The organism is thiotrophic endosymbiont of Bathymodiolus puteoserpentis (Logatchev) (assembly GCF_900127505.1).
Lineage (GTDB): Bacteria > Pseudomonadota > Gammaproteobacteria > PS1 > Pseudothioglobaceae > Thiodubiliella.
Genome location: NZ_UEXF01000016.1, coordinates 1 through 15925, shown reverse-complemented (window position 1 = coordinate 15925; position 15925 = coordinate 1). Strand labels below are relative to the sequence as shown.

At 38.7% G+C, this 15925-nt stretch carries 18 protein-coding genes; 5 read left to right on the top strand and 13 right to left on the bottom strand.

Translation table 11 applies throughout. The features are described from left to right. Window positions 1–3: 3 nt before the first annotated feature. The 4 genes from dsrB to BHECKSOX2_RS01260 all read right to left on the bottom strand — a co-directional run bounded on the left by dsrB (window position 4) and on the right by BHECKSOX2_RS01260 (window position 4143). Window positions 4–1077, bottom strand: coding sequence for a dissimilatory-type sulfite reductase subunit beta (dsrB, locus tag BHECKSOX2_RS01270; protein WP_090714849.1), 1074 nt, complete (start codon window positions 1075–1077; stop codon window positions 4–6). A 35-nt stretch (window positions 1078–1112) separates the two neighbouring features. Continuing rightward, window positions 1113–2417, bottom strand: coding sequence for a dissimilatory-type sulfite reductase subunit alpha (gene dsrA, locus BHECKSOX2_RS01265; RefSeq protein WP_090714847.1), 1305 nt, complete (start codon window positions 2415–2417; stop codon window positions 1113–1115). Window positions 2418–2581: 164 nt separating this feature from the next. Next, window positions 2582–2713, bottom strand: a complete 132-nt coding sequence (locus tag BHECKSOX2_RS10405; protein WP_280953222.1) for a hypothetical protein — start codon at window positions 2711–2713, stop codon at window positions 2582–2584. Further along, on the bottom strand, window positions 2710–4143 hold the full coding sequence (locus tag BHECKSOX2_RS01260) for a glutamate synthase subunit beta (RefSeq protein WP_139682135.1): 1434 nt from the start codon (window positions 4141–4143) through the stop codon (window positions 2710–2712). Before BHECKSOX2_RS01260 ends, BHECKSOX2_RS10405 begins: the two co-directional genes overlap by 4 nt. A gap of 117 nt (window positions 4144–4260) precedes the next feature. Between BHECKSOX2_RS01260 and rplS the strand changes: the two genes are divergently transcribed. Then, window positions 4261–4614 (top strand): 50S ribosomal protein L19, encoded by a 354-nt coding sequence (rplS, locus tag BHECKSOX2_RS01255; RefSeq protein WP_139682134.1) that lies wholly within the window; start codon window positions 4261–4263, stop codon window positions 4612–4614. A 136-nt stretch (window positions 4615–4750) separates the two neighbouring features. Beyond that, window positions 4751–5626, top strand: coding sequence for a site-specific tyrosine recombinase XerD (xerD, locus tag BHECKSOX2_RS01250; RefSeq protein ID WP_139682133.1), 876 nt, complete (start codon window positions 4751–4753; stop codon window positions 5624–5626). 61 nt (window positions 5627–5687) lie between these two features. Here xerD and greA read toward each other — a convergent pair whose 3' ends face one another. The 4 genes from greA to carA are packed head-to-tail and all read right to left on the bottom strand — an operon-like array spanning window position 5688 to window position 11199. Then, window positions 5688–6164: a transcription elongation factor GreA gene (gene greA, locus BHECKSOX2_RS01245; protein ID WP_139682132.1), complete on the bottom strand. Its 477-nt coding sequence runs from the start codon at window positions 6162–6164 to the stop codon at window positions 5688–5690. A gap of 10 nt (window positions 6165–6174) precedes the next feature. Then, window positions 6175–9384 (bottom strand): carbamoyl-phosphate synthase large subunit, encoded by a 3210-nt coding sequence (carB, locus tag BHECKSOX2_RS01240; RefSeq protein ID WP_139682131.1) that lies wholly within the window; start codon window positions 9382–9384, stop codon window positions 6175–6177. A gap of 10 nt (window positions 9385–9394) precedes the next feature. Beyond that, window positions 9395–10081 carry an MlaA family lipoprotein gene (locus tag BHECKSOX2_RS01235; protein ID WP_139682130.1) on the bottom strand — a complete coding sequence of 229 codons (687 nt, stop codon included), beginning with the start codon at window positions 10079–10081 and terminating at the stop codon, window positions 9395–9397. Next, window positions 10078–11199, bottom strand: coding sequence for a glutamine-hydrolyzing carbamoyl-phosphate synthase small subunit (gene carA / locus BHECKSOX2_RS01230; RefSeq protein ID WP_139682129.1), 1122 nt, complete (start codon window positions 11197–11199; stop codon window positions 10078–10080). Before carA ends, BHECKSOX2_RS01235 begins: the two co-directional genes overlap by 4 nt. Before the next feature lie 103 nt (window positions 11200–11302). Here carA and BHECKSOX2_RS01225 point away from each other — a divergent pair, with 103 nt between their 5' ends. Together BHECKSOX2_RS01225 and thiS are read left to right on the top strand one after the other, a co-directional pair. After that, a complete protein-coding gene (locus tag BHECKSOX2_RS01225) occupies window positions 11303–11572 on the top strand; it encodes a heavy-metal-associated domain-containing protein (RefSeq protein WP_090714829.1) in 270 nt (89 codons plus the stop codon). Then, on the top strand, window positions 11569–11769 hold the full coding sequence (gene thiS, locus BHECKSOX2_RS01220) for a sulfur carrier protein ThiS (RefSeq protein WP_090714826.1): 201 nt from the start codon (window positions 11569–11571) through the stop codon (window positions 11767–11769). Before BHECKSOX2_RS01225 ends, thiS begins: the two co-directional genes overlap by 4 nt. Here thiS and BHECKSOX2_RS01215 read toward each other — a convergent pair. Both BHECKSOX2_RS01215 and prmA read right to left on the bottom strand, forming a co-directional pair. Beyond that, window positions 11766–12809, bottom strand: a complete 1044-nt coding sequence (locus tag BHECKSOX2_RS01215) for a tRNA (5-methylaminomethyl-2-thiouridylate)-methyltransferase (RefSeq protein ID WP_139682235.1) — start codon at window positions 12807–12809, stop codon at window positions 11766–11768. The genes thiS and BHECKSOX2_RS01215 overlap by 4 nt on opposite strands. Window positions 12810–12813: 4 nt before the next feature. Next, complete coding sequence (prmA, locus tag BHECKSOX2_RS01210; RefSeq protein WP_139682128.1) at window positions 12814–13692, bottom strand: 50S ribosomal protein L11 methyltransferase; 879 nt, start codon at window positions 13690–13692, stop codon at window positions 12814–12816. A gap of 107 nt (window positions 13693–13799) precedes the next feature. Between prmA and BHECKSOX2_RS01205 the strand changes: the two genes are divergently transcribed. After that, the gene (locus BHECKSOX2_RS01205; protein WP_090714819.1) at window positions 13800–14090 is read left to right on the top strand and encodes a TusE/DsrC/DsvC family sulfur relay protein; all 291 of its coding nucleotides are present in this window, start codon (window positions 13800–13802) and stop codon (window positions 14088–14090) included. Between the two features lie 322 nt (window positions 14091–14412). On the opposite strand, the gene BHECKSOX2_RS01200 is transcribed toward BHECKSOX2_RS01205, so the two are convergent. The 3 genes from BHECKSOX2_RS01200 to BHECKSOX2_RS01190 all read right to left on the bottom strand — a co-directional run. Then, window positions 14413–14997, bottom strand: coding sequence for a hypothetical protein (locus tag BHECKSOX2_RS01200; RefSeq protein ID WP_090714816.1), 585 nt, complete (start codon window positions 14995–14997; stop codon window positions 14413–14415). Next, complete coding sequence (locus tag BHECKSOX2_RS01195; protein ID WP_139682127.1) at window positions 14994–15416, bottom strand: hypothetical protein; 423 nt, start codon at window positions 15414–15416, stop codon at window positions 14994–14996. Before BHECKSOX2_RS01195 ends, BHECKSOX2_RS01200 begins: the two co-directional genes overlap by 4 nt. Before the next feature lie 178 nt (window positions 15417–15594). Then, on the bottom strand, window positions 15595–15925 hold a 331-nt coding region (locus tag BHECKSOX2_RS01190; protein WP_139682126.1), incomplete at its 5' end, for a transposase.

Below are 15925 nucleotides of genomic sequence, written 5' to 3'. Positions count from 1 at the left end.
TCCCTAGAAACGGATATAAGCAGATGAATTTAGCTGGTGACGCGTACCTTTCCAGTCAGAAACATGGAATTTAGTAAACGGTAGTCCAGTCTTTTCAAAAAATGCCGGCCAGCCGATACGATCAACCCATTCGCCAACTCTTTCCCAGTCACGAGCATCGCCTTTATAGACTGCTAAAATTTTCTTAACCACTGCACCAACTTCCGGCCATCTTGGCGGGTTGTTTGGCAGTCCTGCTGCTACTAACTTTTGGAATGAAGGTTTAGAGCGAGCATTTGAGTGCTTACCACCGATCCAGATAGCAATCTTAGAATGCTCAGGGTCATTAATTTGCATTGGCGGACATGGTGGGAAACATGCACCACAACAGATGCACTTCTTCTCATCAACTTCCAATGTTGGTTTGCCGTTAACCATCGCTGGACGAATCGCAGCAACTGGACAACGCGCAACAACCGTTGGGCGTTCACAAACATTAGCCACTAAATCGTGATTAATCTTAGGTGGCTTAGTATGCTGGATATTAATCGCAATGTCACCATGACCACCACAGTTAATCTGACAACATGAAGTAGTCATGTGTACACGGTTAGGCATTTCTTCTTTAATAAATTCACTATGCAAATCATCCATCAATGCTTTCACAACACCAGATGCATCAGTACCTGGAATATCGCAGTGTAACCAACCCTGTGTGTGTGAAATCATTGATACCGTCGGACCTGTGCCACCTACTGGGAAACCAGCAGATTCTAGCGCTTCAATCAAAGGATTGACCTTTGCTTCAGTGTCCACCATAAATTCAACATTTGAACGAATGGTAAAACGAATAAAACCATCGCCAAACTCATCAGCAATATCTGCTAATTTTTTGATCGTGTAAACATCCATTTGTCTTTGTGTACCACAACGAACAGTCCAAACTTCTTCATTGTGCTTTGAAGTATGGTGTAATACACCTGGACGAGGACGGTCATGAAAAGCCCACTGACCGTAGTTACGACGCATGGTTGGGTGCATGTATTGAATAGGATCAGGACAGCCTGATTCGATAGGCATTCTTACTGGTTCAGCCATAATAGTTTCTCCTTAATAGTTTGTGTAATTAAAAATTATGCGTTTGCTTCGGCTTTATTCTCAAACCACTTAACCGCTTCTTCGTCCCACTTGTCCATACGAACATAAGACATATAGCGTGGTGAATCAACCATATTTGGATTAACATCTAAGCCAATACCTTCCATAAAGTTAACAATACCAATACGCTCAATCATTTCACCAGTACGCTCGTGTTCTAGCGCATTCTCAGCAAAGAAGTCAATAACTTCACCTGCTAATTCTTCAATTGCTTCGTAGTCTTCTTCAGTTTCAAGTTTCATAAATGGAACAACAACTGTACCGAATAAATCACCGATTTTCAGTGTGCGCTTACCACCCATACAAATTGTTACACCTTTGTCATCACCTGTTGCTAAGATTGCACCTTCTGATGCGTCTTTAATATAGTGATGCGTTAACGGTGAAGTTACATTTAAACAATGCATACACTTAACACAATTTTTATTATCAATTGTCAATGAAGTGTCGGCTTCAACTTTCATACATTGTGTCGGACAACGAGAAGTAATGTTGTCAACAACATAATCCATACCTTTATCAGCAACCATGGCTTTCCATGCGTCTTGGTTAATTTTAATATCATCTCTCCAAGTACCAATAGTTGCAAAGTCTGAACGCTCAATAGAGTTCATACAGTCATTAGCACAACCTGAAACTTTAAATTTCATTTTATATGGTAATGCTGGACGGTGCATATCATCAAGGAATGCATTGACTAATGTTCTAAGTGCTGCCTGCTCATTAGTGTTTGACATTTCACAACGCGCTGCGCCCACACATGACATACCCGTACGAACCGCAGGACCCGCACCACCCATATCAAAGCCAATGTCGTTAAGCCCGTTAAAAATAGTTTGTGTGGTTTTTTCAGTTGCGCCTTGGAACATAATATCGCCTGACTGACCGTGAAAAGCAATCAAACCAGAACCGCCATTATCAACAAAAGTATCACACATATCTCTTAATAACTTAGATGTGTAGTGCATACCTGCTGGTGGTTGAATTCTTAAAGTGTGAAATTCACCTGCATCTTTAAATTTAAATTCACCATTCTCGTCTTTAAGCTCGTTAAAACGTGGGATTACACCACCACCGTACCCGATAACACCAACAGTACCACCTTTCCAGTAACCTTTTTTAGTTACATACGATGTTTCTAATGTTGCCAGTACATCACGAACCATGCTTGCACCATCATGATCATCTTGTGCTAAACGCTTAAGACCTGTTACAAACGAAGGCCAAGGACCATTTTCCAACTCATCAAGGTTGGGTGTGTTATATAACTCTTTTGCCATTTTATTTCTCCAATAGTTTTAATAAATTTCCTTGTCCTCAAGAAAAGGAAATGTGAACGGAATAAATTATACGCAAGATGTAAGAAAATCCGCTATTTATTGGTGATTTATTAGTGGTATTGGTGACTATCCCTTAGGGGGTATAAAGTAACAAGAAGTTGCACTTATTTTTTCAAAATCAGTGCAATAATAATAAAGCCAACGCCAGTTAGTATAGGGGCAATAATGGCATTAGTCATACCAACAACGATCATGCTAATTGCAATTATTAGGAGCGATATTAACAAGTATTTCATGCTAAATATTCATTAACTTTAGTGGCAACACCGCGTCCTTCATTGATTGCCCACACGACTAATGATTGACCACGACGGCAATCACCTGCGGTAAAGATACCTGTTTGAGAAGTAGCATACTCACCATAGTTGGCCTGGTAATTACCACGCTCATCAAGTGCGATATTAGCATCATTACTCAAATAGTGTTCAGGAGAAACAAAACCCATTGATAGCAACACTAGTTGTGTATCCCACCTTTTTTCACTGCCTATCTGTTCAATTAACTGTCCATCTTTGAAATTAACATTCACTGTATTAAGACCTATAACTTTGCCACTCTCATCTTTGACGAATGATTTAGTCATTAGATGATATTGCCTTGGGTCTTCACCAAATACTTTTTGGGCTTCAGCATGTCCATAGTCCACACGATAAATCAATGGCCATAGTGGCCAAGGGTTATTGTCTGCACGAGTTTCAGGTGGCTGACCCATAAGTTCAAAATTTACAATTGATTTGGCGCCCTGGCGTAATGCTGTACCAATGCAATCAGTGCCAGTATCGCCACCACCAATCACAATCACATCTTTGTCTTTGGCTGACAAATCAGAATTATCAGCGCTGCCAGTATTTAATAGGCTTTGTGTGCTCTTGGTTAAATACTCCATCGCCAAGTGCACACCATCTGCATCACGATTATCTACTGGTAAGTCACGAGCCTGCGTTGCACCTGTAGTAAAAACCAAGGCATCAAAATCATTTTGTAATTGTGTAACACTGACATCTTTACCTACATCCACATTAGTAATAAATTCAATACCCGATTGTTTAAGTAAATTCACACGACGATCAATTACATCTTTGCCAAGTTTCATATTAGGAATACCATACATAAGTAAACCACCAACGCGCTCAGCACGCTCAAACACGGTAACATTATAACCCAATTTATTAAGTTCTTCTGCTGCTGCCAAACCTGCAGGACCAGAACCAATCACTGCTACTTTCTTACCTGTGCGGTATTCAACCTTCGTTGGCTGAATCCAGCCCTCTTCAAAACCTTTGTCAACAATCGCCTGTTCAATATTCTTAATAGTAACAGCTGGGTTGTTCAACCCTAATACACAGGATCCTTCGCAAGGTGCAGGGCAAACTCTGCCTGTAAACTCTGGAAAATTATTGGTCTTGTGTAAGCGCGTTAATGCGGCCTGCCATTTATCATGATAAACCAAGTCATTCCATTCAGGAATTAAGTTATCAACAGGACAGCCGTTATCTGATTGACAAAACGGCACACCGCAATCCATACATCTTGCACCTTGTTCTTGCAAGTGTAGCGTATTATGCGCACCTGTGAAGATTTCACCATAATCTTTAAGTCGCAATTCAACAGGACGATAATCCTCTGTTTTTCTGTCAAATTCCTTAAAGCCAGTTACTTTTCCCATCGCTCTTAAACGCTTAAATACAAAGTGTGTAATTATGCCATAAATTCGCCTTGTCTAGTAAACATAATCACTGTATAATTGTTGCTTTTTACGACAGAGAAAGAAGGGGGAAATCCGATGAATTTAATCGACCAAATTGAAAAAGAACAACTAAGGGCAGATATTCCTGAATTTTCATCAGGTGATACTGTTGTTGTTCAAGTTAAAGTACGCGAAGGTGAACGCGAAAGATTACAGGCATTTGAGGGTGTTGTTATTGCGAAGAAAAATCGTGGTATTGGTTCAGCATTCACAGTAAGAAAAATTTCTCACGGTGAAGGTGTTGAGCGTATTTTCCAAACACATTCTAAAATGATTGACTCAGTTGAAGTCAAGCGTCGTGGTAAAGTTCGCCAAGCGAAACTTTATTATCTTCGTGGTCTTACGGGTAAAGCTGCAAGAATTAAAGAAAAGTTGGCAATTAAGAAATAAAAAATCACCATTCTTACAAAATACCGACAATCAGTCGGTATTTTTTTGTTTGTAATATTTTCAAAGTGAGGAAAGCCTTGCCTTCCTCACTTTGAAAATATTACTTTTACTTGGTATTTTTATCTAAAATTCAAGCATGAAAAACAATCCGATACTTGTTGATAAATTTCTTGACCATTACTGGCTCTCATCAGGCGTTAGTCAAAATACGCTATCGGCATATCGTTCTGACCTTAAATTATTCTCAAAATGGTTGGACGGTTCGTTAACAAAAATTAGCGATAAAGATATTAACGCCTACTTTAAGCATCGCAATCTCAACCCTGCAACACAAGCGCGTATCTTAACTTGCTTGCGAGTGTTTTATCAATATCTTGTTACTCAAAAAATAATGAGTAACAATCCATGTGAAAAATTACACCACCCGAAACAAATACAAAAATTACCTATTTTTTTAAACATTCAAGAAGTTGAACAACTGTTAGACACGCCTGATAAAAAAACCATTTTTGGACTGCGTGACCGAGCTATGTTAGAGTTACTGTATTCTTGTGGATTGCGTGTTTCTGAACTGATTAATCTAAGTTACCACAATATCAATCTGAATGAAGAATACATTCGACTTCACGGCAAAGGCAATAAAGAGCGTATGTTGCCGATGGGCGAAGTGGCAATAGATTATTTAGGTATTTATGAAAATAAATCCAGACCTTTTTTACTTAAAAATGGACAAACTGATGCTTATTTTTTAAGCAATCGTGGTGCGGGGATGAGTCGACAAAATTTCTTTTATATTATTAAGGCATATGCCATTAGAGCAGGTATCGACAAACCACTATCGCCCCACACTTTGCGTCATGCTTTTGCCACACATCTGATACAAAGCGGTGCAGACTTGCGTAGTGTGCAATTAATGTTGGGACACAGTGATATTTCCACGACACAAATATACACCCATATTCAAAATACTCAGCTTAAATCACAACATAGCAAGCACCATCCTCGCGGTTAGTTGATCATTTTGGCAATCCTAGCCAAGATATATGGGGTTATAAGTATATTTTTTCAATAGATTAAATATATTGAACTTCCAGTATTTCATAAACAATATCCCCTTTAGGGGCTTTCACTGTTACCTCATCGCCCTCTTCATTGCCCATTATGCTACTGGCAATTGGACTGTGACAAGAGATTTTGTTTTGGCTTATGTCAGCTTCATCTTCACCAACAATCTGATAGATTATTTCACACTCATCTGTAAGATTCATTAAAGTAACCGTGGTGCCAAATACACATCTTCCATCTTGATTGAGTTTACTCACATCAATGACTTGCATACATGAGAGTTTTGACTGAATCTCTTTAATACGCCCTTCAATAAAACCCTGCTCTTCTTTGGCGGCGTGATATTCAGCATTTTCTTTAAGATCACCATGTGCACGGGCTGTGGCAATTTCTTCAACAATGCGTGGACGCTCAATATCTTTCAGATTTAGCAATTCTGCCTCTAAAGCTTTGCTACCGGCAACAGTCATTGGGATAGTTTGCATAAAAATACCTCTAATTGTTTAATGATTGTATTGTTCTAACAGAAATTTCATTATGCGTTCTTAAGCCATCAAGTATAGCAAAAGCAGCGGCTACTGTCGTGGTACAAACAACTTTATGCACCAAAGCTTGTTGACGAATTTCTGCAGCATCTTCCACACCTTGCGTGTCTTCTGTAGAATTAATAATCAAATCAATCTCATCATTCTTAATCATATCAACAATATGTGGCGAACCTTCAGATACTTTATTAATCGTTTCGCATTCTAAGCCTGCATCAGTTAAGGCTTCTTTATTGCTACGCGTTGCAACCAAATTAAAACTTTGCGCTATCAAGCGCTTGCCCAGCTCAACCAAGTCATCACGGTCTAATTTACGCAAACTAATAAATACCTTGCCTTGTGTGGGTGCACGAGAACCTGCGGCAAGTTGCGCCTTATCAAAAGCAGAAGCAAAATCATCACCCACACCCATTACTTCGCCTGTTGAACGCATTTCAGGGCCTAAAATTGGGTCAACACCCAAAAACTTATTGAATGGAAATACGGCTTCTTTCACGCTAAAATGTTGTGGAATAATTTCTGTTGTAAAGTTTAATTCTTTTAATGTTTTACCTGCCATTACGCGTGCTGCAATATTAGCCAGTGGTGCGCCGATCGCCTTAGAGACAAATGGCACGGTGCGTGATGCACGAGGATTAACTTCAATAATATAAATTTCATCGTCTTGATAAGCAAGCTGTGTGTTCATCAAACCAATTACATTGAGTTTTTTTGCCATGGCAATTACTTGCTCACGCATCTCATCCAGCACATCATTTGGCAAAGAATAAGGTGGCAATGAACAAGCCGAATCACCTGAGTGAATACCTGCTTGCTCAATGTGTTGCATAATGCCACCAATCACCACATCCTCGCCATCAGAAATAACATCAATATCTACTTCAATCGCATGATCAAGGAATGAATCTAACAACACTGGTGAGTCGTTCGAAACTTTTACTGCGGTGTGCATATAATGCTCAAGATTGTCTTTGTCATAAACAATTTCCATTGCACGACCACCCAATACATAGGATGGACGAACCACCAACGGGAAACCAATACCATCAGCAATGTCTTGTGCTTGTTCTAATGAACGCGCCGTACCATTTAGGGGTTGTTTTAGCTCTAATTCTTGTAGCATCTTCGAAAAACGCTCACGGTCTTCTGCCAAATCAATAGCATCAGGGCTGGTACCGATAATTTTTGCACCGCTCTTTTCTAAGGCGCCAGCTAATTTAAGTGGCGTTTGTCCACCATAATGCACGATGATACCATCTGGGTTTTCAATATCAATCACTGCCAACACATCTTCAAGCGTTAATGGCTCAAAATATAAGCGGTCAGAAATATCATAATCGGTAGAAACCGTTTCAGGGTTGCAATTCACCATAATAGTTTCATAACCATCGCCACGCAATGCTAAAGATGCGTGTACACAACAGTAGTCGAATTCAATACCCTGTCCAATACGGTTCGGTCCACCACCCAATATCATAATCTTTTTCTTATCGGTCGGGTTGGCCTCACATTGTTGTTGGTAAGTAGAATATAAATATGCCGTTTGCGTATCGAACTCAGCGCCACAACTATCAACGCGCTTAAAAACAGGCTTTACATTGAGTGCTTTGCGACGCTCACGCACAGATGACTCACTGCAATTGCACAACTGCGCTAAGCGTGCATCAGAGAAACCTTTGCGTTTTAACAAAAATAATTCTCTAGCATCAATATCAATAATATTGCTACCATTAACTTGCATTTCACTGGAGACGATGTCTTGGATTTGTGCCAAAAACCATGGGTCAACTTTAGATAAGTCAAATACTTCGTCCAAGCTCATGCCTAATCTAAATGCATCGGCTAAATAGAAAATACGCTCGCCGCGTGCAGTGATACATTCTGACCTAATTTTATTTTTAGCGTCATCAGCACCCAAATCAACCATTGGGTCTAAGCCAACTTTGTCGGTCTCTAAACCGCGTAAAGCCTTTTGCAAAGACTCTTGGAAAGTTGATCCTATTGCCATTACCTCACCCACCGACTTCATTTGTGTGGTCAAGCGGTCATCGGCTTTAGGGAATTTTTCAAAGGCAAATCTTGGAATTTTGGTGACCACATAATCAATGCTTGGTTCAAATGAAGCGGGGGTTTTACCGCCAGTAATATCATTGTCAAGCTCATCTAAAGTATAGCCCACTGCAAGCTTTGCAGCCACTTTAGCAATAGGAAAACCTGTTGCTTTTGAGGCTAAGGCGGACGAACGAGACACGCGTGGATTCATCTCAATAATAGTCAGGCGACCGTCTTCGGGATTAAGTGCAAATTGCACATTCGAGCCACCTGTATCCACGCCAATTTCTCTAAGTACTGCCAGTGAGGCATTACGCATCACTTGGTATTCTTTATCTGTTAAAGTTTGTGCAGGTGCAACCGTAATTGAATCACCTGTATGAATACCCATTGGGTCAAAATTCTCAATTGAACAAATGATAATACAGTTGTCTTTGGTGTCACGCACCACCTCCATTTCGAATTCTTTCCAGCCCAAAATCGACTCTTCAACCAACAACTCATTCGTTGGTGATAAATCCAAACCACGCTCACAAATCTCAACAAATTCTTGTTTGTTATAGGCAATACCGCCACCTGAACCACCCATCGTAAAGGAGGGACGAATAACGGTTGGAAAGCCCACGGTTTCTTGGACAGCAAATGCTTCTTCCATATTATGTGCAACTGCTGCTTTAGGCATATCAAGACCAATTTTAAGCATTGCTTCACGGAACAAATCACGATCTTCTGCTTTATCAATGGCTTCTTTCTTAGCACCAATCATCTCAACGCCGTGCTTTTCTAATACACCATGACGCTCTAAATCTAGTGCACAATTTAGTGCAGTTTGTCCGCCCATAGTAGGTAACAAAGCATCGGGTTTTTCAATTTCAATGATTTTTTCTACCGTACGCCACTCAATCGGCTCAATATAAGTCGCATCTGCCATTTGCGGGTCGGTCATAATAGTAGCAGGATTAGAATTGACCAAAATAACACGATAGCCTTCTTCTCGTAATGCCGTACAAGCTTGCGCACCTGAATAATCAAATTCACACGCCTGCCCAATAACAATAGGACCTGCACCAATAATTAAAATACTTTTTATATCTTGTCTTTTAGGCATTATCTATTATTTAAAATTCATCATCTTCAGGAAGATTACCGTTATATATATCATGCTTACGCTTTTGCAAATAAGAAGAACGAACGGCAACATATGGGTCATCTGATTGTCTAATCAAATCAATTACTGGTAATAATTTAACACGCGTATCAACAGCCTGCAGCGCAATTACACCAGCCTCTTGTGCAGTCTTTAATTTTTCAGTTCGTTCCACCCTTTGAGCAACATCTACCACCTTGCCTGTTGCATCACGCAATGTTGAAGGACCTAATACCGGTAACACCACATAAGAGCCCTCCGGTGTACCCCAGACTGCCAGCGTTTGTCCAAAATCTTCCTCTGTTTTTTCTAGGCCCCAGTCACTTGCCACATCAAATAAACCAAACAATCCCACAGTGGAGTTAATCAAAACCCTACCCAATGTACTAGCACTATTAATTAGTTCAAACTGCGCAATCTCATTACCCAATGTGCCAATATCACCGATATTAGAAGAAAAATCACTCACTCGATTTTGCACTGGTTTAGCTACATTCTCTTGATAGGATTTAGCAACTGGTTCAAACAATGTCTCATCTAAATCTTGGTTGAATTCAAAGATTACTCTGTTGGTTTCTTCAAATGGGTCAAACTCTTCTTCAGCTATGACTATCATGCTAAATATTAAACACAAAGAACTTATTAATAAATTTTTCATTGACTAATCTCCTGTATAAATGTATCAAATAAATGGCTCATATCATGTGGTCCTGGCGATGCTTCGGGGTGTCCTTGAAAGCCAAATGCTTTCTTGCCGGTCACTCTGATACCTTGAATGGTATTGTCAAATAACGATTTGTGTGTTACCTCAAGATGGCTTGGCATATCATTGTACGATACAGAAAAACCGTGATTTTGTGAGGTAATCATCACCTGTTTAGAGCTTAAATCTTGTACAGGGTGGTTAGCGCCATGATGGCCAATCCCCATTTTCTCAGTAGTTGCACCATTTGCTAGCGACAACAATTGATGACCTAAACAAATGCCAAACATTGGCATATTTTTTTCCAATAAGGTCTGAATGTTTTTAATTGCGTAATCGCACGGCTCAGGGTCACCTGGACCATTAGATAAAAACACACCATCAGGATCCATTGCCAAAACATCCTTAACTGGCGTTTGAGCATTAACCACCGTTAAATCACAGCCACGGTCAACCAACATTCTTAAAATATTTTTCTTTACACCGTAATCATATACAACCACTTTAAATTTTGCATCAAGTGGGTTAAATTCACCCTTTTCAAGAGAGTAAGAACCCTCATTAAATCTATACTGCTTAGTGGTTGAGACTACCTTTGCCAAATCCATATTTTTAAGACCTGCGAATGCTTGCGCCTTAGAAACTGCTGTGGCTTCATCGATATCCTCACCTGCAATAATACAACCTTTAAGCGCGCCTTTCTCACGCAGATGCCGTGTTAGCGCACGAGTATCAATATCACTAATGGCAACAATATTGTTAGCAGATAGATATTCATCCAGTGGCATTTCGCTACGCCAGTTGCTATGTAGGAGTGGCAAATCACGAATGATTAAACCTGAGGCATAAATTTCTCCAGACTCTTCATCAACTAAGTTAGTGCCAGTATTGCCAATATGCGGATAAGTCAGTGCTACAATTTGCTTGGCATAAGAAGGGTCAGTTAGGATTTCTTGGTAGCCTGTCATTGAAGTATTAAACACCACCTCGCCAACTGTATTGCCATTAGCACCAATTGATTTTCCTTTGAAAATCTGACCATCTTCTAATGCTAATAAGGCAACTTGTGACACCAAAATACTCCTGAATAAAAACTTGAGAAATTTTACCACAACTGATGTGTAATCTGATGTCAAAATTGATATAATAACCTTAATTATTTTAAAGGAAAATGTTATGAATATCACGGTTGAAAACATTAAATGTGGCGGTTGTGCAGGCACAATTACCAAAAAACTTAACGCAGAATTTAACACCGATAGTGTTAAGGTTGAGGTGGAACAAGGCGTTGTCAATATCAATATTGAAGACAACAAACGCGATGAGGTAACTAAAGTTTTACTTGGCTTGGGCTATCCTGAAACCGATTCTGTACACGGCCTTAGCTCCGCAAAAGCAAAAGCAAAATCATTCGTTTCTTGTGCTATTGGCAAGATGGATAAATGATTTTGCAAGTCAATGGCTCACCATTAGAAATTGACGACAAATCAAGCGCTGCTGATTTAATTACAAAGCTTACACTCCAAAACCAACGCATTGCATTAGAAGTCAATAGAGCAATTATTCCTAAATCTAGGCATGCTAAATTCACCCTAAATGAGGGGGATATTTGTGAGATTATTAAAGCAGTTGGTGGCGGTTAAACCATCCACTCTTCTTTGATTTCATCATTAGAAAACGGCTTAACACTCAGTGTTTGCATAATACCAGAATCTAATCTTACTTCCACATCCACACTGTGCTCATCTCTACCTTGAGAATAGCGTGCTAATATTTTAGCGGCAATTTGCAAGTCTTCTTGATTTGGTTCACCATCAATCAATGCCAACGGACCATTACAACTAGTTGGATATAGATTTGCATATTGGTTGCGATAGCCTTCTAGGAATTTAACTTCACCTTCTTCTCTAGCAACAATCATTTTAAAACGAGGATTTGGACGAATGTGCCTACCCACTTTAAGCATCATTAAGTCATCAAGTTGATACTCGCGATTACCGCGTGATTGCCACATATCCACCAGTTTATCCGAATATTGTTTATCCGTTAAAAAACAACAACCTCCTGCTGGCGTGGCATAATCTTCAAAGCCGTACTGCTTAGCTAAAGCCATTTGTGGTTTGCGCGTCCTACCTGAGAAATCTAATAATTTCTCTCTATCCACCCAACCTTCAATTTCTGCTTTGGTTTCTGGCAGGTGCTTGGCACATAAAGGTCGCAATAACAAGTCATTAGCGCCTGACTCTGCTTGCACAATCGGCATGGTCTCTTTGCGTTGAGACATAGGGCGTTGTCCCATCACCTCACCAGTAATAATAAAATCAAAATCATGCTCAAGCATCCACTGCTTGGCTTTTTTCACCATAAACCCCTTACAATCAAGACAGGGATTCATATTCTTACCATAACCATGTTTAGGGTTTAGAAGAACATCACGATACTCTTCAATCACATCAATAATATGTAATTTAATACCTAATTGCTCTGCCACCCATAGCGCATTATTGCGTTTTGGTTTGTCTTTTTTTTGTTTGCGAATGGCGTGGGTATGTCCTTCCACACAAAAGCCTGTAAAAAAGTTAATACCTTCCACATGTATGCCTTGGTCAAGCAATAATTTAGTGCTTAAAAGTGAATCTAATCCTCCTGAGATTAACGATACTGCTTTTATTTGCTTACTCATTTTTTTATTTTCTAATTCCATTTACTCGACACCAATCCTCTTTTTGCACTACTTTTAACTTTGAAAAATACTCGCCATAGGCATCCAATATTGTCTCCAATTGCTCGTGCAAGATACCCGACAAAACAAGTTGCCCGCCCAGTTTAACCAACTTAGAAAAGTGTTCACACAAGCCCACTAAAGGTTTTGCCAAAATATTAGCAATCAATAAGTCCGCTTTTTCCAACTGCCCTTCATCATTAGTGTGTAGGGCAATAATTTTAGCCTCTTCTTGATTATTTTCAATATTACTGCGTGTAGCAAGAACCGCCTGCGGGTCATTATCCACACAAAAAGCTTGATTAGCGCCCAACTTAACAGCAGCAATTGCCAAAATTCCTGTGCCCGAACCATAGTCAATGACGCTTTGCCCTATAGGCGGGTTCTCATCCAAATACTGCAAACACAGATCCGTAGTTTGGTGTGTTCCAGTGCCAAATGCTAACCCTGGATCCATATTAATCACTACCGCGCCATCAGGCAATTGAGCGCTATCTTCCCACGATGGACAAATCCAAACACGCTTGCCAAATTGCATTGCATGGAAATCTTTTTTACACTCATTTTCCCAAACTCTGTCTTTCAATAAAGAAAAAGTTACTTTATCAATACCGCAAATTTGTTGCAAAGACTCTTTGATAGCGCCCTCATCAGTGCCAATAGTAAACAATGCAGTAACTGTTACATTCTGCCATAAGGGCGTTTCACCCACTGGTGGCTCAAAAATCTCATCGTCAAATGTATCACTAAAAGTAACCGAAACACACTCTAAACCCATTAAAACTTCACTGACGAAATCAGCCTGCTCCTTTGAAGTATTAAGTGTCAATTGCATCCAATCCATAGGCGTTAAATTATACCTATTTAAAAGCACTTATAAAAACCAAGTAAATGACCAAGGCAATGCCTATATAATATCGTTTGATTTAGAACATTTAAAAGGAATGAAAAATGGCATTAGAAAGAACTGGAAATGGATATTTAGTTGACCCAAGCATCTGGAGTGAAGAAGTAATGTTTGAAATGGCAAAAGAAGACGATATAGAGTTAACTGAAAGTATGGTGAATCAAATTATGGTAGCCAGAGAATATTTTGCTGAGAATTCATCAGTCCCGCCCATTAGAACCTTTGCTAAAGTTGTTGGCATTGACAAGAAAATCTTATTTAAAGAATGGTTGACTGGTCCAATGAAACCCATCACTAAATACGGTGGCATGCCACAACCAACTGGCTGCGTCTAACATATCAACAAAAACCCATAAAAATGGTTTTTATGCTTGCAATTTATAAATTTCTTGCATAAGAAAGAGAAGGCATTTTCAATGAGTGATTTACAAAAATATATTGATAAAAGAAAAAGCAAAGGTATAAAATTTTCTAAAAACTGACGCTTACTCAAGAGAATACATTGCCAAAAAATTAAGCACTAAAAAATCCTCAATCTCAAGAATTGAAAACCATGCTGTTGATATTAAAATTTCCGCTTTGTAAAACTTTGTTCATGCGATGAACAAGAAGCGGAGGCAGGGGTATTTATTTTGACATGATTTTAAAAAACTATTTTTAAATTTTATAAGGCTTAAAAACTATAGAATCCAATAAATCTTGACCCAGTTGCTTAAATAATTGATTTTTTTGATCAAGTGGTGCTTTTCTTGACAACTGAATAAAAAGACCAATATTATTATTGTTTGGGTGCATGCAATACATACCATAAACTTCAAATATTGTATATTGCCCATCTCTTTTTGCCCCATAATCTTTACTTGATGCAATATGTTTAACACATGTTGCGCCTTTATGATTATAAGAGTTTATAAACTCAGTAATGCGTTCAAATCTACCGGTCTTCAAGGCTTTTTTTTCTATATCTTTAGCAAAAGACAGAAATTTTTCCTTGTTTATTTCTTCAGGTAGGTTAAAAGTTTCAACAGTTGTGATTAATGTTTCATCTTTATTTCTATTGAATAACACTGCTTGATAAGTGTGCTGTCTTACTATATCCCATACTATATCCCCAGAAGGTATAAAAGTCATTCCCGCAATCGCAACATTTTGACCACTATTACCCCGAACTTTATCAAAGTTTGGGATTGATACACAAGATATAGTAAAAATACATAATACATAAATGATTATTTTCTTCATAGATACCCCCTCACAGTTTCTTTCATTAGTAATTTTTCCTTTTCGCCTGTTACATCAAATAGATAAAAAATTACAGTACTTGTAGTAATTGAAGATGTAGAAGTAATTTTGTACTTTTTCCCGGCTTCTAAGGTTATAAACATTTCATGTTTTGCGCTTAATGGGGAAAATATAGATAGCGATTTCGAATGCACTTTAACAAAATGCTCTCCTGGCGTTAAGTAGAATTTATTTGCGAATCCACCATTCACCACTACGGTTGTAAGAGAATTATTTGCGAGTGCTGAAAAAATATTAGGAGTGACTGTGCCTTGTAACACTGCATTATTAGTAGATTTTGTACCAATGTATTCAGGTATAGACGAACAACCAATTAAAAAGAATAAAATTGGTAATGTTCTAAATATCAATTTAATCATAAATTACATATTATACTTGAAACTTTTGCATAACTCATAATTCTCCACCCTAATTTTAATTTTTAGATTTTTTCAAAAATATTTTCAAAACTACCTTTATTTTTTCATAAAGTCCAAAAAAAACCTTATTTTCCCAGCTGTTTATTGCTTTATTTCCCTATTTTTAGTCCTCTCCCACTCATTGGGCGTAACAATCCCCTAGACTTCGCATTTGTTTAAAAATATTCATCCCAGTTTTAAGATTGTGACTCATAGCAATAAGTTGCGCTCTAGTTTTGTTTCTTTCTAATCCAAGGTATCTTGCCTTGGCTAATCGATGATGTTGTTTGAGTAAGCCAAAAGTGCGTTCAACAATATAGCGAATGGATGATCGCTGTTTATTCTCTTGTTTTTGCCTGTCTGTAAGTGGTGTATTTCTGTAAGCCCTGTGTAGAACTTTGTTATTTTGTTTACCAAGTTTTTCATCGTTTTTCTTGTTAGCATAAGCACTATCGGCATAAACTTCACCA